Origin of the sequence: Lentimicrobium sp. S6, from assembly GCF_013166635.1 — a bacterium.
Lineage (GTDB): Bacteria > Bacteroidota > Bacteroidia > Bacteroidales > UBA12170 > UBA12170.
On sequence record NZ_JABKBZ010000038.1, the window covers coordinates 20284 to 37539 of the forward strand.

General features: G+C 34.6%; 14 protein-coding genes and 1 tRNA gene. 9 read left to right on the forward strand and 6 right to left on the reverse strand.

Features of this window, described 5'->3' with window-relative positions:
• Positions 1 to 688 precede the first annotated feature (688 nt).
• The 5 genes from HNS40_RS13130 to HNS40_RS13150 all read left to right on the forward strand — a co-directional run bounded on the left by HNS40_RS13130 (position 689) and on the right by HNS40_RS13150 (position 6636).
• On the forward strand, positions 689 to 1318 hold the full coding sequence (locus HNS40_RS13130; protein WP_172281537.1) for an NAD(P)H-dependent oxidoreductase: 630 nt from the start codon (positions 689 to 691) through the stop codon (positions 1316 to 1318).
• A 146-nt stretch (positions 1319 to 1464) separates the two neighbouring features.
• Positions 1465 to 2682, forward strand: coding sequence for a dicarboxylate/amino acid:cation symporter (locus HNS40_RS13135; RefSeq protein WP_172281539.1), 1218 nt, complete (start codon positions 1465 to 1467; stop codon positions 2680 to 2682).
• Between the two features lie 290 nt (positions 2683 to 2972).
• Positions 2973 to 3872, forward strand: a complete 900-nt coding sequence (locus tag HNS40_RS13140; protein WP_172281541.1) for an anti-sigma factor — start codon at positions 2973 to 2975, stop codon at positions 3870 to 3872.
• 504 nt (positions 3873 to 4376) lie between these two features.
• A complete protein-coding gene (locus HNS40_RS13145) occupies positions 4377 to 4955 on the forward strand; it encodes a hypothetical protein (protein WP_172281544.1) in 579 nt (192 codons plus the stop codon).
• Positions 4956 to 4986: 31 nt separating this feature from the next.
• A complete protein-coding gene (locus tag HNS40_RS13150) occupies positions 4987 to 6636 on the forward strand; it encodes a flotillin family protein (protein ID WP_172281546.1) in 1650 nt (549 codons plus the stop codon).
• A gap of 134 nt (positions 6637 to 6770) precedes the next feature.
• On the opposite strand, the gene HNS40_RS13155 is transcribed toward HNS40_RS13150, so the two are convergent.
• The gene (locus tag HNS40_RS13155; protein WP_216663689.1) at positions 6771 to 7253 is read right to left on the reverse strand and encodes an Lrp/AsnC family transcriptional regulator; all 483 of its coding nucleotides are present in this window, start codon (positions 7251 to 7253) and stop codon (positions 6771 to 6773) included.
• 155 nt (positions 7254 to 7408) lie between these two features.
• Here HNS40_RS13155 and HNS40_RS13160 point away from each other — a divergent pair, with 155 nt between their 5' ends.
• Together HNS40_RS13160 and HNS40_RS13165 are read left to right on the forward strand one after the other, a co-directional pair.
• A complete protein-coding gene (locus HNS40_RS13160; RefSeq protein ID WP_172281548.1) occupies positions 7409 to 8617 on the forward strand; it encodes an aminotransferase class I/II-fold pyridoxal phosphate-dependent enzyme in 1209 nt (402 codons plus the stop codon).
• A gap of 131 nt (positions 8618 to 8748) precedes the next feature.
• Positions 8749 to 9666 carry a DMT family transporter gene (locus tag HNS40_RS13165; RefSeq protein WP_172281550.1) on the forward strand — a complete coding sequence of 306 codons (918 nt, stop codon included), beginning with the start codon at positions 8749 to 8751 and terminating at the stop codon, positions 9664 to 9666.
• Here the strand turns inward: HNS40_RS13165 and HNS40_RS13170 are convergent.
• The 5 genes from HNS40_RS13170 to HNS40_RS13190 all read right to left on the reverse strand — a co-directional run bounded on the left by HNS40_RS13170 (position 9663) and on the right by HNS40_RS13190 (position 14965).
• Positions 9663 to 10526, reverse strand: coding sequence for a transglutaminase-like domain-containing protein (locus HNS40_RS13170; protein WP_172281553.1), 864 nt, complete (start codon positions 10524 to 10526; stop codon positions 9663 to 9665). The genes HNS40_RS13165 and HNS40_RS13170 overlap by 4 nt on opposite strands.
• Positions 10527 to 10626: 100 nt before the next feature.
• Positions 10627 to 11985, reverse strand: coding sequence for a sigma-54 dependent transcriptional regulator (locus tag HNS40_RS13175; RefSeq protein ID WP_172281555.1), 1359 nt, complete (start codon positions 11983 to 11985; stop codon positions 10627 to 10629).
• Entirely contained in the window at positions 11978 to 13111 is a 1134-nt protein-coding gene (locus HNS40_RS13180; RefSeq protein WP_172281557.1) for a sensor histidine kinase, read from the reverse strand. Before HNS40_RS13180 ends, HNS40_RS13175 begins: the two co-directional genes overlap by 8 nt.
• A 230-nt stretch (positions 13112 to 13341) precedes the next feature.
• The gene (gene gdhA / locus HNS40_RS13185; RefSeq protein ID WP_172281560.1) at positions 13342 to 14682 is read right to left on the reverse strand and encodes an NADP-specific glutamate dehydrogenase; all 1341 of its coding nucleotides are present in this window, start codon (positions 14680 to 14682) and stop codon (positions 13342 to 13344) included.
• 25 nt (positions 14683 to 14707) lie between these two features.
• Positions 14708 to 14965, reverse strand: coding sequence for a hypothetical protein (locus tag HNS40_RS13190; RefSeq protein ID WP_172281563.1), 258 nt, complete (start codon positions 14963 to 14965; stop codon positions 14708 to 14710).
• A gap of 601 nt (positions 14966 to 15566) precedes the next feature.
• Here HNS40_RS13190 and HNS40_RS13195 point away from each other — a divergent pair.
• Both HNS40_RS13195 and HNS40_RS13200 read left to right on the forward strand, forming a co-directional pair.
• A tRNA-Ser gene (locus HNS40_RS13195) sits at positions 15567 to 15654 on the forward strand.
• Between the two features lie 118 nt (positions 15655 to 15772).
• Positions 15773 to 17239, forward strand: coding sequence for a GWxTD domain-containing protein (locus tag HNS40_RS13200; RefSeq protein WP_172281565.1), 1467 nt, complete (start codon positions 15773 to 15775; stop codon positions 17237 to 17239).
• Positions 17240 to 17256: the final 17 nt, after the last annotated feature.

A 17256-nucleotide genomic window follows, 5' to 3' on the forward strand; every position in this document is an offset into this window, starting at 1 on the left:
CTTCTATATGCTGAAAATCTCTCAAATGCTCGTGTTTATTGCCAATCAAAGATAGTTGATTCTATGGAAACCTCCCCCAGGAAACAAAGAAAAGAGACCCTTTTTCAAAAGTCTCTTTTCTCATAAGCGCCATATCGTACACTACCCATATGGTACACTACTACATGTTATTCACTTTTCAAATAAAAAATGGAATGGTTTAAATCATCTTTTGTTAGAAATTTCACTAATTTATTAATTGAATCATATTCAAAACTAGATGAACTATAGGTGTCCAACATAGTCTTTGTAATAAAAATGTGATTTGAAATAATGCCTTTTTGATCTAATATTATTTCACAATTCGAGTTTAAACTGGATTCATTAATTTCAAAAATATTCATAATATATGTTCTTTTATGTGATTCAAACTTTCCAGTGCCAAAAACTAAATAATACAAATTATTATTTATACTTGCTCTCCTGTTAAAATTCCCAAAAATATAATATAGGTTTATTCGAAGTATTAACTTTGCCAGACTAAGTAAAGTCTATCCATTAACTGAGTGGTTGAAATATAAAGCTCAAATACGAGGCTTGTGAAATCATAAAAATCAAGGAGCCCCGACAGAAATCGTCGGGATGACTGTTTTATGGTGAGCATATAAAAGTAGTTGACTTTATAGATTAACACTAAATAAAAAATGAAATGAGTAACACCATAGACGCATTAAACTGGCGATATGCCGTTAAGAAGTTCGATACTAAAAAAATTTCTGCTGAAAAATTAGATATTATACTAGAAGCTTTGCGCTTAACACCATCCTCTCTTGGTCTTCAGGCTTGGAAATTTCTTTTAGTTGAAAACCCAGAAGTTCGTAAACAACTACTTCCAGCTACTTTTAATCAGGAGCAAGTGATAGATGCTTCTCACCTTATTGTATTGGCCAGAAATACAAAATTAGAGGAGGGCGATGTGAAAAAATGGACTGAGTATTTGGCTCAAGAAAGAAATATGCCTCAAGACAAAAAAGATGGTTTTCATCAAATGATTATGGGTTATTTGAGTTCACAAGACGACGAGAATAAAAGCATCTGGTTAGCTAAGCAATTGTATATTGCATTAGGGAACCTCATGACTGTTTGTGCTTTAGAAGGAATCGATTCTTGTCCTATGGAAGGATTAAATCCGGCTCAGTATGATGAGATTCTAGGTTTAGAAGAAAAAGGATTAAAAACGGTGGTGGTTTGTCCAATCGGTTATCGTTCTGCCGATGACCCTTATCAGCATGAAGCTAAAGTGCGATACCCAGAAGAAGAATTATTTCTTAGAATATAATTCTGATTAAAGAATTTTTTAAAGACTGCCTTAGCCCGAGGTGGTCTTTTTTGTTTAACAGAGTTCATAATTATTATTTTGTTGGCACAAGGATTTCATTAATTTTGATCAATAAACAAATTTATCACAACGATAATAAATCTACAATGAAAAAACTATTAAAAAGCATGGGATTTCAAATCCTTGCAGCCATGGTGATTGGTGTTTTGGTGGGTATGTATATGGGAGAAGATGCCTCCATGTTTGCACCGCTCGGAACTTTATTTATTCAATTGATTAAAATGTTGGTGGTGCCCTTGGTAGCCTTATCTATTATTAGTGGTGCAGCTGCTCTTGGAGCCACTCGTTCCGCAGGAAAGATTGGAATTTCAACCTTGGCTTATATTTTTATCTCTACCTTTTTTAGTGTGGTGATTTCCGTGGCCTTGGGTCTGATATTTAAACCAGGGGAGGGTGTTGATATTTCTAGTGCCGCTGCTATGATGGAGACCACAACTCAGTTGACCAAATCCACTGCTCCTGGCTTTTGGGAAACCATAATAGGAATAGTTCCTGATAACATCTTTGAAGCATTAGGTTCTGGAAACATCCTCCAGATTATCTTCTTTGGTTTGTTTATGGGTATTGGTTTATCTACCATGCCAGCAAAAAGAAAAGACCCCATTATCAATTCCATCAACTATCTTTTAGAAGCCATGATTTGGATGATTAAGGTGGTGATGTACACAGCACCAATTGGTGTATTTGGTTTAATGGCCGATTCTGTAGGTTCTTTTGGTTTCGAATTAATATTAAGTGTTTTGAATTTGGTTTGGGTATTCCTTATTGGCATCCTTCTAATAGGGATAGTTTTTTATCCATTAACCATCAAGATATTCACCAAGCAAAATATCATGGAATTCTTTAAAGCCATGACTAAACCACAATTGGTGGCCTTTTCAACTGCTTCTTCTTTAGCAACACTGCCATTAAATATGGAAACTTGTGAGAAAGAATTTGGTGTAACAAAAGAAACCACAGCTTTTGTTTTGCCTTTGGGAGCTACTATAAATATGGCAGGAAATGCCATGTATTATGCTTTAGTGGCCTTGTTTTTTTCTCAGGTTTATGGTATCGATTTAACCATGGCACAGTATACTGCTATCATTCTTACCTCTACGGTGGGAGCTGTAGGACAAGCAGGAGTTCCAGGACCAACCTTATTAGTGGTTGCGGTTCTAGTTGCTGCCGATATTCCAATTGATGGCCTCCCCATTCTTTATGCTTTAGATAGGGTTTTCGATATGATTAGAACCACCTTGAATATCACCGGTGATGCAGCAGCTGCTATTATTGTTGATAAATTCAATCAAGTAAAAGAGTAATTTATATATTTAGATATTCTTTGAAGAAAGCTTTAGGATTCGTCTTAAAGCTTTTTTTTAGGTGTTATTTGTTGATAATGCGTGTTTTATCTTGTTTTGAAACCTGTGATTAATGGTTCTAGTATTTCTTAAAATCAATCTCATTTTTAGCTTTTCTGTAAGGAATTATTCTTTTCTGAGTCTACTTCCTCAAATAGCTCGAATTAGTAGTTCTACTCTTAATATGAGCGCAGTAGTAAAGCTGAAATGGACTTAAAAGAAATAGTAAGCAACATTAAAACACAAACACAATGATTAAAGTAAAATCTATTATTCTATTGGCCTTAATGGCATTAGTTTTTGTAACAAGCTGTAAGAAAGATGAGGAGGCTCCAGTAAGTACCAATGGGAATTTAAATATTGAAATCTCTGGCCTTGAAGATTTGGGTAGTGATTATGCCTATGAAGGTTGGATTATAGTAGATGGTAAAGCCATTTCGTCTGGAGTATTTGAAGTAGATGCTACAGGTATGATGAGTAAAACGAGTTTTGAAGTGGCCTTAAGTGATTTAAATGCAGCTTCAACCTATGTTTTAACTATCGAACCCAACCGAGATACCGATCCTAATCCAAGTAGTGTTCATGTTTTAGCAGGTGACATTGATGGAGGTTCTGCTTCCTTAAGTGTGGCGCATGGCGCGGCCCTTGGCAATGACTTCTCAAGTTCAACTGGAGCCTATATTCTGGCAACTCCAACCGATGGAGGTTCCGAAACAGATGAAAATAGCGGAGTATGGTGGTTAGATCCTTCAGCAGGACCAGCAGCAAGTCTTGATTTACCAGTTTTACCTGCCGGTTGGGCTTATGAAGGATGGGCTGTTGTAGATGGAATTCCAATTAGTACAGGTAGATTTTTATCAACTTCTGGTGCAGACCAATCCGATATTTATAGCGGACAGAGTGCAGATGCGCCTCCATTTCCTGGAGAAGACTTATTGATGAATGCGCCAAATGGCGTATCTTTTCCAACAGATTTAGCAGGAAAAACGGTGGTGATTTCTGTGGAACCACAACCTGATAATAGTGCGGCTCCATTTTTATTAAAACCTTTGGTTGGTGCTGTTCCTAGTGATGCTACTGATCGTACATTATATCAGATGTCGAATAATGCTGCCAATACCAATCCTTCTGGTATGGCAAAGAAAAAATAACCGAATCGAACAGAGGTTAATATTTAAGTTTTGATTTTGAATGGACAAGTCAGAGGTTTACTCCTTTGGCTTGTTTCTTTTTTATAAATGCAATCAATAATAGATTACAATTGATAGGCGCAAATATGAAAAAAACGTTCGACTACAATCCTGTCTTATACAAACTCCATTTTTAAAAACTAAATTCTTCACTTCATTTCGCCAGGGCTCAATACCTGCATTGCATTTCGTTCAGAGAGACCATGTATTATGATATATCAGACAGGAAGAAGGGCTTTGGTTTTGCCATTGAAAAAACCAAAACCCGTCTTCCTTCCCTATAGCCTAAATACTTGTCACTTCGATATGTAGTGAGGAGTCTTTTATAATTATTATGAGGCTATTTATTCCGCCAGATTAATTTTTTAAATAGTACCTGAAGATATCTAAATATTTTATAAATTGCTAGCTCATTAAAAAGCATGTGGACATTTTTTCCATTTTAAATATAAAATACCAATTCTTATGGGTGAATTTTTTAGCGACTTAACTACCATCGAAAAGATTTATTGGATGGTAACCATTGTTTCTTCTGTGTTTTTTTTGATACAAATGATTTCTGTATTTGTTTTAGGAGATATGGATGCAGATATCGATGGAGATGTAGATTTTGATGTGGAAACAGATACAGGAATTCCTTTTCAGTTCTTTACATTTAGAAACTTAGTTGGTTTTATGACCGTTTTTGGATGGTCGGGTTTAGGAAGTATTGCAAACGGAAACTCTAACCTAACTACGATTCTTATTTCTGTTATTGGTGGACTTTTAATGATGGTCTTAATGACATTCTTATTTTATTCCATTAGCAAACTAACAGCTAGTGGAAACTTGAATATGAAAAATGCTGTGGGTAAAACTGCAAGTATTTATATCCCAATAAAAGCTAAACGAGAAAGTATTGGTAAAGTTCAAGTGAAAATTCAAGGATCTTTAAGAGAACTCGATGCCGTAACTGATGATGAAGAGGATTTAAAGACTGGAATGGTAGTTACTGTGACTAAAGTCTTTGATGGAAATCTACTTCTGGTTACAAAAAGCAAATAAACAGATAGACTAATATAAAAAATCAAAAATTATGGGTACCAGTTATTTTTTAGTGGCAGCAATAGTCGTTATTGTCACCATATTCACATTACTTGTTTCGTTATTTAAAAGGTATAAACGTTGTCCTTCCGACCGTATTTTGGTTGTTTATGGAAAGATAGGAAAATCTACTGCTTTAGGTGGAAAATCTGCAAAAACCATTCATGGTGGAGCAGCATTTGTATGGCCTGTTCTGCAGAGTTATGAATTTCTCGATCTAACTCCTATCTCCATTGAAGTAAACCTGACCAGTGCTTTAAGTAGACAAAATATCCGAGTTGACGTTCCTTCTCGTTTCACAGTTGGTATTTCAACAGAGCCGGGTATTATGAATAATGCAGCAGAGCGTTTGTTGGGTCTTAGTCAGGATCAAATTCATGATTTAGCTAAAGATATCATATTTGGTCAGTTACGTTTGGTAGTAGCTACCATGGATATTGAAGAGATTAATAATAACCGCGATAAGTTTTTGGCTGCTGTAAGTTCCAATGTGGAGGCTGAATTGAAAAAAATTGGTTTGAAATTAATCAATGTGAATGTAACCGACATTAAAGATGAGTCTGGTTATATTATTGCCTTGGGTAAAGAAGCTGCTGCTCATGCTATTAATGAAGCTAAGAAAAGTGTAGCTGAAAAATCTAGAGATGGATCTATTGGTGAAGCCAATGCGGTTAGAGAACAAAGAATAAAAGTTGCCGATGCCAATGCCGATGCCAATGTGGGAGAAGCTATTGCCATGCAGAAAGAGCGTATTAATGTGGCAGATGCTACCGCCGAAGCAAAAGTGGGGGAGGCTGAAGCCAATAGAAAAGAGCGTACACTTACTGCTGATGCAATTGCTAAAGCTAAAATTGGGGAAGCTGAAGCCAATAGAAATGAGCGAATTAAAACTTCTGAAGCCAATGCTACTGCCGTTGAGGGAGAAAACTTAGCTAAAGTTACCATTGCCAATTCCGATGCCGAAAGAAGAACAAAAGAAGCGGAAGCTGAAAGGCTTGCTATTGCTGCTGAAAAAGTAAAAACAGCACAGGCTTTGGAGGAGTCTTATTCTGCTGAAAGAAAGGCTGAAGAATCAAGAGCTTTAAGAGATAAAGCAAGCCAAGAAGCCGATATTATTATTCCTGCTGAAATTGATAGGCAAAGAATAGTCATTGAAGCGGAAGCTATGGCTGAAGAAATTAGAAGAAAAGCAAAAGGGGAAGCCGATGCTATCTATTTAAAAATGGCTGCTGAAGCTAAAGGTAATTATGAGATTCTGACTAAGCAAGCAGAAGGGTTTAAAGCCATTGTGGGTGCTGCAAATCAAAGTAGTAGTGATGCGGTAATGCTAATGATAGCTGATAAGCTTCCAGAATTAGTTGAGAAGCAAGTGGAAGCGATTAAGAATATTAAAATCGATAAAGTCACAGTTTGGGATAGTATGAGCTCCGGTAAAGATGGGAATTCACCATCTACAGCAAATTTCCTTTCAGGAATGTTAGGTTCTCTTCCTCCATTCGATGAGATTTTCCAAATGGCAGGTATGGAACTACCTGATTATTTAAAGGGAAGCAAAAAGGAGGAGCCTAAAAAGGAAGAACTTCCCAAAGTAAAGGAAGAAACCATCTCCGATGCTGATATCATTGAAGATAAGCCAGAGTAAGAAGTTTTATAAGATGAGTGAGCACCTAATTGATTGTTTTAAATCTATTAGGTGCTTTTTTGTTTATTACTTGTTGTTGATTAACAAAAAAAAACTTGAATTACTCCATCAGCTAAAAAGTCATGAAGTGAAGCTCAGGATTGTATCTCAATAGGCAATCCCCTATTAAAACCCTCCTCTAAAGAAAGAAAGGTTTCTGTACTCGTCACTTCTATTATTGATTGTATTTTCTCTACCAGAATTTTCTTCAAATGTTCATTGCTATGGGCGTAAATTTTCAGCATATAGGAGTATTTACCAGTAATGGAATGGCATTCTACCACTTCAGGGATATTTAATATCATATCGAAAACTTGGTGGTGAGTTTGTCCTGAAGTTAGGTTAACCTGTATACCCACAAAAGCCAAGGAATGGTACCCAAGACCTTGAGGAGAAAGAGCAAACTTAGAACCAGTGATGACACCAGCGTCTTTTAGTTTTTTCAACCTTTGATGAATAGCGGCACCCGAAATTTTAAGTTTCCGAGCTATTAAAGTGATTGGAGTCCTTGCGTTTTCCATCAAAATGTCTAAAATCTGCTTATCCATGGAATCAATTTGAAACTTAATTTTACTCATTCTATGATTTTATTTAATAAATTCTATAATATTGAGGGATATGCTTTCAATATGTAAGCAAAAATAGCATAAATGCTTAAATAAATTAGATATATTGACATTATTGCTTACATAATTTACTTTTGTTCCATAGAAACAATAAAAAAATTAATGATATGAGCACAAAGAAATTTGATCCAGCAACTAATATACAAAGACAAGAAGTATTTGGTGAGTTCGGAGGTGTAAACCCTTCCATAACTGATAGTAGTACTTTTACTTTTATGACTGCCAAAACCATGTTAGATACATTTCACGGTGAGGCCGAAGGTTGTTTCCTTTATTCTCGTCATTGGAACCCAACAAATTTAAATTTAGCACAAGCTTTAGCTGCTATGGAAGGCACAGAAAGTGCATGGGTAACTGGTTCTGGCATGGGAGCTATCACCACAGTGTTATTACAATTATGTAGTGCTGGTGACCATATTGTTACTAGTGTGACTACTTATGGTGGAACTTACGCTTTCTTAAAAAACTATCTTCCTAAATTTAATATTGATGTTACTTTCGTAAATATTTCGGATTTAGAGGCTGTTGAAGCAGCCATCCGACCAAATACCAAGTTAGTTTATACTGAGAGTATGACTAATCCAATGCTTCAGATTTCTGATATGCCAAAATTATCTGAAATAGCTCATAAGCATGGTGCTAAATTAGTAGTTGATAATACTTTTACACCAATGATTTTTGCTCCTTATCAATTAGGAGCGGATATTGTTTGTTATTCTATGACAAAATTCATCAATGGTAAAAATGACTGTGTTGCAGGTGCTATTTGTGCAAGCGGAGATTTTATAAATGCTATAAGTGATGTAAATGATGGAACTGCCATGTTATTAGGTCCTGTATTAGATCCTATGCGCTCTTCGAGCATTCTTAAAAATCTGCATACTCTGCATATTAGAATGATGCAGCATAGTAAGAATGCAATGTTCTTAGCTAAAAAGTTTAAAGAAATTGGCTTGAGATTCAATTATCCTGGTATGACTGAACATCAAGATCATGATTTGATGAATAGCATGAGAAATGAAGATTTCGGTTATGGAGGAATGATTGCTATTGATATGGAAACTGCCGAAAGAGCTGCTGACCTTATGGAATGCATGCAAATTAGAGGTGTTGGTTACCACGCGGTAAGCCTTGGTTATTTCAAAACTCTATTTAGTAACTCTGGTAAATCAACTAGTAGTGAAGTTCCAGAAGATGTTCAATTATCAATGGGAATGTCTCCAGGTTTAGTTCGTTTTTCTGTTGGTTTAGATCACGATATTGAAACTACTTTCAATGTTATTTTATCTTGCCTAAAAGACAAGAATTTAATCTAACCGGTTAATGTCAAAACAGAAGCTCTATTTCAAAACTTGAAGTAGAGCTTTTTTTGTACCCAGCACCCAGTATCCTACAACCATCACCCACCGTCCGAAAAAAAATCTACCTTTGCCGCAACACAATAACCATGAAATTACAAGATACTACCAAGGGATATTTATTTGCATTTATTGCAGTTTTTGCAACCTCCAATGTTTATATTTTCAGTAAAGCGGCACTAGGGGAGGTTAGTTTAGCTGTTTTTGGTTTTTATTGGTTTCTATTTGGACTTATTTGGAACTCTATATTTGCAGCCAAAACAGGGAAGTTAAAACTAATTAAGAATCTAAAAAATCGTGATTTCATAATCCTATTGATTTTGGGTTTGTTAGAAATTTCAGGAACTACTTTTTTCTTTCTCTCTATTTCTACTTTTTCGAATCCTGCCATTGTCTCTTTCTTAGGAAATATCAATCCTGTTATTGTAACAGTATTGGGTTTTATCATTTTGAGAGAAAGATATAATAAGCCTGAAATATTCGGTATTTTTTTAATTATTGTGGGTGCTTTTATAATTAGCTATCAGGGCGGTACAACTTTGTCTTCAATGTTTGTAGAAGGAGCGGAGTATATTTTGTACAGCTCGTTTTTTTATGGAATTAGCGCTATTATAACTAAGAAAAATGTGAAAAAATTAGGGCCTTCGATTCTGGCTTTAAGTAGAAATGTTTTCCTTTTTATTTTTTCATTCTCTGTATTGATGATACAAGGATTAAATTGGGGATTAACTTGGTTTGCGCTTTGGAATATTTTTATTGGGAGTATTCTAGGACCATTTTTAACCATCACCGCAGGTTGTCAAGCTTATAAATATTTAGAAGTGAGTAGGGTAAGTATTTTAGGTAGTACCAAAGGAATTATCGTATTGATAGGCGCTTATGTTTATTTTGGAAAATTTCCAGAAATTTATCAAGTAGCTGGAGGTGTCATATCCATTGTCGGAGTCATCCTCATTTCTGTTGGGAAAATTCTGTTAAAGAAAAAATCTTATAAAGTTAATGCCTAACCAAATTTAGACATCAAGCGTCTAAAATCTTCCGATTGATTTATATCACCAGAAAGCTCATAAGATTGCATGAGCTCATTCATTAACCTCTTTATAGTGGCTTTATTATTACAAGGCTCAAAGTATTCTTTATTGGGTTCCAAATCTAATTGACCTAAGAAAGTATCAATGTCTTCTTTAGTAAACACAATTCCATTATTAAATGGATTAATATAGAATAAAGGTTTTGATTCGCTGTGCAACTGACCAGAGTTTAAATAAGCCAGAATGAAATTCTCAGGAAGGTTAACTCCAAAAACAGGAAGTTCAAGGCTTTGAGCAACTTCTAAATAAAGTATACTTAATATCACAGAATTACCTTGTCTATTTTCCAGAAGGTCTTTTAATAAGCTATTTTGGGGATGGCTGATATTGGTTTTATTTCCTTTGAAATTATATATTTTGTAGAATACATGATTCAGGATATGAATCTTTTCAAGAGGTGTAAACTCTTCGTTAAGTTCTAGCCAAACGTCTTTTTTTAGTCTGTCAATTTGGTTTTGGATATCATGAGTACTTAAATTCGGATAGTGATACTGGCTTAGTATAACTGCTGCATCAATCAATTTTTGGTCCGATTTTTTCTTCCAGCTTAATAATGAAGTCTCCGTTTTATTGTATTGGATTTTATTAAGTAGTGTGCTAATACGATTCTCCGCAAGTTGGTCGATCTTTCCTTCAGCCGCATCCCTTAAATAAGGAAGAGCTTTGGGACCTATTTCTATTACTCTATTTTCTATTTCAGAAAACACCTCTGGATCTGGATCATCCAAAAGATGTAATAAGGCCTTTAACATTGTTTCGTCGGTTGTGCTGCTCATTTTCTATAATGTGATATGTACAAATGTAGGATGTCGAGCCCTTGATTTTTGTAAAAGCTATTGAAACTTATTAAACAGAAAATGTTAATTGTTTTTTAAATTATTCCTGAATTAAATTTAAGCTGTTTTCAATGGTTTTGAGTCTTTCTCTCAGTGTCTTACGATCTATACCTAGTATTTCTGAAGCTTTGGTTTTATTCCCACCAACGTATGCTAGAATCATCTGGATATGTTCTGTTTCCACCTCTTTTAAGCTTTTATTTAAATTATTATGACTTTGAATAGAGTGTCGCATCATTACAGGAAGATCTGGGACATCGATTTTCGAGCCATCGCTCATGACTACCAAACGATGAACAATATTTTCTAATTCGCGGACATTTCCTGGCCAGTCATAATTATTCAATATCTGAAGCACTCTGTCGGTAAATCTGGGGTTTTTTAGACCATTTTCTTTGGCGTATTTTAGTGAGAAATATCTGATTAGAATGTTGATATCACCGTCGCGTTCTCTTAAGGGAGGTATGCTAATAGGGATAATGTTTAGGCGATAGTATAAATCCTCTCTAAAAAGTTTCTTTTTCACCAATTGGAATAAATCTACATTAGCTGCAGCAATCACTCTTACATTTATTTTTTGTGCGTGATTGGAGCCAATCATATTGATTTCTTTTTCTTGTAATACTCTCAGGAGCTTGGCTTGCATACTCATGCTTGTATTATGAATCTCATCAAGAAAAATACTACCACCATCAGCTGCTTGAAAGAAGCCTCCACGGGTTTCTGTTGCTCCGGTGAATGCTCCTTTTAAATATCCAAATAATTCACTTTCTAATAATGCTTCAGGGATTCCTCCGCAATTAACAGGTATAAATGGAGCAGTAGATTCTTTGCTGTTATAGTGAATAGCGCGAGCTACTAATTCTTTCCCTGTTCCGGTTTCTCCATTAAGTAGTATGGTTGTTTTTATTCTGGAGGCTTTGAGTAAATCTTTGAAAATGGCTTGCATAGCCTTTGAATTACCAATGATGCCATCGATTTGAATTTGATAATGATTTTCTTCTTCTTTTTCTTTTTGGTTTTCTACAGTTAGCAATGATTTCTCTACTGCATTAATCAACTCATCTCTTGTAAAAGACTTTATTAAATAATCGTTGGCTCCTAATTTAACCGTTTCAACTGCGTTTTTAATCGATGGGTACCCTGTTATTACTAGGATGCCAGTGTTTTTGTAGTTTTCTTTCAGATGCTTAATCAATTCAATTCCATTTATCTGAGGCATCTGCAAGTCAGTAATTACTAAATCTATTTCGGTGGATTCTAAGACTTTGGTGGCATCAATAACAGAAGAAACGGTAATAATATTATATCCGCAGGATTTTAGATTACGTCTGAGAAGCTCTAGCATTTCTAGTGAATCGTCAACAGCTAGTATTTGATATTTGTTTTTTCTATTCATGATGGTTCGTTTTAAAAGGAAAATATAATTCGAAACGAGATCCTACCCCAAGATGACTTTCTACATTGATTCTGCCATTTAATGATTTAACAATACCATGTACAACAGATAAGCCAAGTCCTGTGCTTGTACTTACTTCTTTGGTAGTAAAAAAGGGGTCGAATACTTTCTGCAAATGATTTTCTGCTATTCCAGTGCCATTGTCTTGAACGATTAGGTAGATTCCTGTTTTATCATAAGTAGTCTGAAGTAACAGCTGTCCTCCATTTGGCATGGCATGAATAGCATTTACCATTAGGTTGACAATCACCTGCTTGATTTGTGTCTCGTTGGCCTGTATGTTTGGCAAGTCGTCGGACATTAACTTTACAATTTTAATATCCTCTTTTTTGCAGCGGGTTTCAAGTAAATATAGTCCATTGGCAATGGTTTCATTAATATTCATCATTTCACTTTCGCTCTCATGCTCATCATATTTTGAAAATAGCATAAGCTTCCTAATGACTTCACGTGAATGCAATGAAGCTTGTATTATTTTTGAAATATCATTTGCTAATTGCTTATTCCCTGGGTTTTCGCTTTCAATAAGTTGGGCAAATCCTAAAATACTCCCCAAAGGCTCATTCAATTCGTGTGCTATTCCTGCTATCAATTCTCCTAATGTAGCTAGGCGATCGGAATGACGTAGTTTTTGCTCTAAAAGCTTTTTTTCTTCTTTGTTCTCAAAGCGTTCTATATTAGATGATATTTCTTGGGCAAGTGTATTAATAAGTGAACGTTCCTCAGATAAGAAAGGTCCTTCTTGTTCATTTGGTTTTGCTTCAGTATATGAAACCTTCAGGAATCCTCTTTTTATCTCATTTACAATGAGTGGAGCTTCTTGAAAACTAATTCCTTCTGAAAATTGGTTGGATTTATATTTTTTTTGGTCAAATAGGATACAAACCTCAGTGATTTCAGGAAATTGCCATGCTTTTTTGATGATAGGAATAGCTTCTTCAAGACTTTCGTGTAGCGGTCTGGTGGCCTTTTTTATAGATAATTGTGCAATATCATATAGGCATTCCAATTCTTTTATTCTTTCTTGGAGCTTAAATTCTAGTTGATGCTGCTTGTCCTTTGTCATAATTAATCATCTTTGAAATAAAAAAAGGGTTTGGGAGGACCTTACACCTACCCAAACCCAAAGCTAATGAAATGAAATTGATCTTTAGTGAGTGTTTTTCTGAACTTTCTTTGTTTTAACTATCTTTTTCACCTTTTTAAATTTCTTCAAAATAGGAGTGCAAAAAGATATACTAATATGATTTACAGAACTTGTGAATTCGAAAACACCCAACTTTATTTTTTCAATGCTCATACTAGTCCTTGATCTAGCATGGCATCTGCTATTTTTACAAAAGCAGCAATATTTGCTCCTTTTTGATAATTGATTTTTCCGGTTTCTAATTCTCCATATTTAAGACAATTTTTATGTATTAACTTAATAATTTCTTGAAGCTTCAAATCGATCTCTGATTCTGTTAAGGAGTCTGATATAGCATTACAAGTCGATTCTATTCCAGAAACAATCATACTTCCTGCACTGGAGGCTTTTGAAGGTGCATATAGTATTCCTGAATGGTGTATGGTCTTAATTGCTTCTTTGGTGCATGGCATATTGGTTCCTTCAGCAAGCAATAGATACTCATTTTCTATTAGCATATCTGCATCCTCAGTTAATAACTCGTTTTGAATAGAGCAAGGAAGTGCAATATCAGCTTTGATGCTCCATGGTTTTTCATTTGGATAGAAATCGAAATTATATTTTTCGGCAAATGGTTCTACGCTATCATACTTATAAAGCTGAAGAATAAAATCTAATTTGTCATCAGTGATTCCATTTGGCATATATACAAATCCATCTGGTCCACTGATACTAATTACTTTTGCACCTAAATCATTGGCTTTTTTAGCAGCACCCCATGCTATATTTCCAAACCCTGATATGGCAACTCTTTTTCCTTTTATATTTAGACCTTTATTCAAAAGCATTTCTTGTGCAAAGTAGACTAATCCAAAACCTGTAGCTTCAGGTTTTATTGTTTTTTGACTCCAGTCTTGTCCATGTCCAATTAAAATACCGTTAAATTGTTTTCTTAATTTTTTATATTGGCCAATAAGATAGCCTACTTCCCTTGTTCCAATTCCAATATCATCAGTACATATATCTGTATCTGAACCTAGATATCGAAATATTTCTGACATAAAAGCATAACAAAAACGCATGATCTCTTTGTCAGATTTCCCAAAAGGACTAAAATCGGAACCTGCTTTACTTCCGCCAAAATTCAAAGTGGAAATACTGTTTTTTAGCACTTGTTCAAAGGCCAAAAACTTCAAAGAATCGAGGCCAACAGAGGAGTGAAAACGTATTCCTCCTTTATATGGACCTAAGCTGGAGTTCATTTCTACTCTATAGCCTCGATTTACTTGTACTACTCCCTTATCATCTTCCCAAATTATTTTGAATATCAATACTCTTTCAGGATCTGTTAATCTTTCAAAGATTAAATGGTTTTGATATTTTTTATTCTCTGCTATAAAGGGAATGATATTCTCTGCTACTTCGTACACAGCTTGATGAAATACACTTTCGTTGGGATTGCGTTTAATCAGCTCAAAAATAAATGCATCTATTTTTTGTTGATACTTCATAGCTCTAGTACAAGGGAGGATTTAATTAAATGGCAAACTCTTCACAATGCCAGATTACTGAATCTTCAGCATGCAATAAACAGTTACAACGTTCAGAGCAATTTTTGCATAATCCACTGTATGCTTTGTCACATACCTCTTTTTGTTCATTTAAAATTTGTGTAGCCTTTTTTACAGGTTCTAATTCGAATTCTTCGCATTCGAGGATGTTTCCAATGGAGTTCTTGATGAATTGACAATCATTTTCGTGACGGCAAGAAGAGCAAATACTATTAGTGTTCATGATATCTATTTTTTATGGTTTGATATTTATTTTGATTTAGCCTAATGAATATTCGTGCCAATCATCTTATTAAATTTATAATTAAGTGAGACACATAATAAGAAAATGAATAAGATGTAGACAATGAGGTGATTACGGTTGTGTGGTTTGTTTATTTTTGAAACTAAGAGAAAATCGTAAAAAGATATCTTTTGTGGGGGAAATTGTATCAATGGGGTGATTCTCCCCGATTTTGTATATTTAACAAATGTCCGTTTATTTTTAATTATTGGATTTAATTATTTCAAAAATAGGATCGGAAATAAAAAAATAAAGTCCATCATTATACTTTTTATGTGTTTGTCCGATGAGAAATTAGAAGGAATGATGTGGATATAATGGCCTAAAAAGAGCTCGATTTTTACTTTTTCAAAAAAAACAAGTGATTATTAGTTTGAAAAAGGAGTGAATTAAGCCGCAAATTAGCATCAATTTTGGCTGTTTTTTAGAAAAATAAAAATATTTTCAATCTTAAATTATTGAGAAATAAATCGATATAAAAAAAAGTAAAAAAAAATAAACTAGGGTGCACCAAAATGGGAAAAAAGTGTACATTTGCAGCGGAGAATTGGCAGAGTGGTCGAATGCGGCGGTCTTGAAAACCGTTGTACCGCAAGGTACCGGGGGTTCGAATCCCTCATTCTCCGCCAAGCTTAAAGCCTTTTACAGAAATGTGAAAGGCTTTTTTATTGTTAACGTTTTTTGTTTGCTGCTCCACACATATATTTCGTAAGTTTGTACTCACAAATATGCACAAACATAAAGATCATGAGAAAGTCTATATTTACTGTATTATTCCTATTGCCATTATCATTCTTGATGGCACAGAATTTAAATGCAAGTTTGAACTTTGCTAAATTTTACAACCCTGAATTAGGTTCCTATGTTGAAACCTACTTATCGGTGGATATGAATGGCCTTAAGCTGGTGAAAAATGAAGAGGGTAACTATTATTCTCAAGTGAATCTTTTGTTAATGTTTAAGCGAAATGATAGTATTGTGGATTTTAGTAAAACGATTTTAACTAGTCCTGTGGTTGAAGATACAAATGACTTAAACTTGAATTTTTTAGATCAGCAGCGTTTTTTCTTAAGCAACGGAGTTTACAGCTTAGATATTGAATTTGCAGATGCTAATCTAGACATGGAGCCTAATAAAGCAAGAGGTAGTATTGATCTTGAATTCAATGCCGAAAAAATTCAAATGAGTGATGTGCAATTTATAGAGTCTTATACTAAGAGTACTGAATGGAAGATCAATACCAAAAATGGTTACGATATGGTTCCTCATGTTTCCAATTATTATGGAGACCATGAGGAAAAACTGACTTTCTATACCGAGATTTATCATGCTAAAGAAATATTAGGGGAAGGGGAGAAATTCTTAATGACCGCATATATTTCAGAAACAAATGCCTCAACGGTATCAAATGAACTGGTGATTAGAAAAAGAATGGATGCAGAAACGGTTAATGTTCTTCTAAATAAATTTGATATTTCTAACTTGAATAGTGGAAATTATAATTTGGTTATTGAACTGAGGAACAAAAATAATGAGATTCTAGATGCAAGAAAAACATTATTTCAAGTGAATAATACGCTACAAACATTTGATGAGCAATTGCTAGCTATGATTTCAGGAGAGAATTCGTTTGTGAATAAATTTAGCGATGATTCACTAACAAGCTTAATTAGTTGTGTTTATCCCATAGCAAGCCCTTCAGAAAGAGCCTTTATCAAGAATTCACTTCCTACGGCTAGTGAAGATGAAAAAAGAAGATTTTTAAACTATTTCTGGAAATCCAAGGATGCTTATGACCCTGAAAATGCTTGGAAAACATATCAAATTGAAGTAATTAAAACCAATAATAGTTTTGGAAATAAATACGTTCCAGGTTATGCTACTGATATGGGGAGGGTGTATTTACAGTATGGTCCTCCAAATACCATAGCCGATCAAGAATATGAAAGCGGTGGCGGAAGACATGAAGGTGCTGTTCCTTATCAAATTTGGCATTATTACGAAATTGGGAACCAGAGAAATGGTAAATTTGTTTTCTATAATCCTCATCTTATTCATAAAGGATACACTTTGTTGCATTCAAACGTAGTTGGAGAAATTAGCAATACACATTGGCAATCCTATTTACATCGAGATCAATTGCAAAATATTGATGCTCCCGATAATGATAGATACGAAGGTCGCTCTGGTGAATTATATAATAACCCAAGATAGAGACCACTCAAAAACAA

Coding starts and splice junctions, on each gene's coding strand:
- HNS40_RS13160 (WP_172281548.1), top strand. CDS start 7,409: ATGAGCACAAAGAAATTTGATCCAGCAACTAATATACAAAGACAAGAA.
- HNS40_RS13200 (WP_172281565.1), top strand. CDS start 15,773: ATGAGAAAGTCTATATTTACTGTATTATTCCTATTGCCATTATCATTC.
- HNS40_RS13180 (WP_172281557.1), bottom strand. CDS start 13,111: ATGACAAAGGACAAGCAGCATCAACTAGAATTTAAGCTCCAAGAAAGA.
- HNS40_RS13165 (WP_172281550.1), top strand. CDS start 8,749: ATGAAATTACAAGATACTACCAAGGGATATTTATTTGCATTTATTGCA.
- HNS40_RS13140 (WP_172281541.1), top strand. CDS start 2,973: ATGATTAAAGTAAAATCTATTATTCTATTGGCCTTAATGGCATTAGTT.
- HNS40_RS13190 (WP_172281563.1), bottom strand. CDS start 14,965: ATGAACACTAATAGTATTTGCTCTTCTTGCCGTCACGAAAATGATTGT.
- HNS40_RS13150 (WP_172281546.1), top strand. CDS start 4,987: ATGGGTACCAGTTATTTTTTAGTGGCAGCAATAGTCGTTATTGTCACC.
- HNS40_RS13155 (WP_216663689.1), bottom strand. CDS start 7,253: ATGAGTAAAATTAAGTTTCAAATTGATTCCATGGATAAGCAGATTTTA.
- HNS40_RS13135 (WP_172281539.1), top strand. CDS start 1,465: ATGAAAAAACTATTAAAAAGCATGGGATTTCAAATCCTTGCAGCCATG.
- gdhA (WP_172281560.1), bottom strand. CDS start 14,682: ATGAAGTATCAACAAAAAATAGATGCATTTATTTTTGAGCTGATTAAA.
- HNS40_RS13170 (WP_172281553.1), bottom strand. CDS start 10,526: ATGAGCAGCACAACCGACGAAACAATGTTAAAGGCCTTATTACATCTT.
- HNS40_RS13145 (WP_172281544.1), top strand. CDS start 4,377: ATGGGTGAATTTTTTAGCGACTTAACTACCATCGAAAAGATTTATTGG.
- HNS40_RS13175 (WP_172281555.1), bottom strand. CDS start 11,985: ATGAATAGAAAAAACAAATATCAAATACTAGCTGTTGACGATTCACTA.
- HNS40_RS13130 (WP_172281537.1), top strand. CDS start 689: ATGAGTAACACCATAGACGCATTAAACTGGCGATATGCCGTTAAGAAG.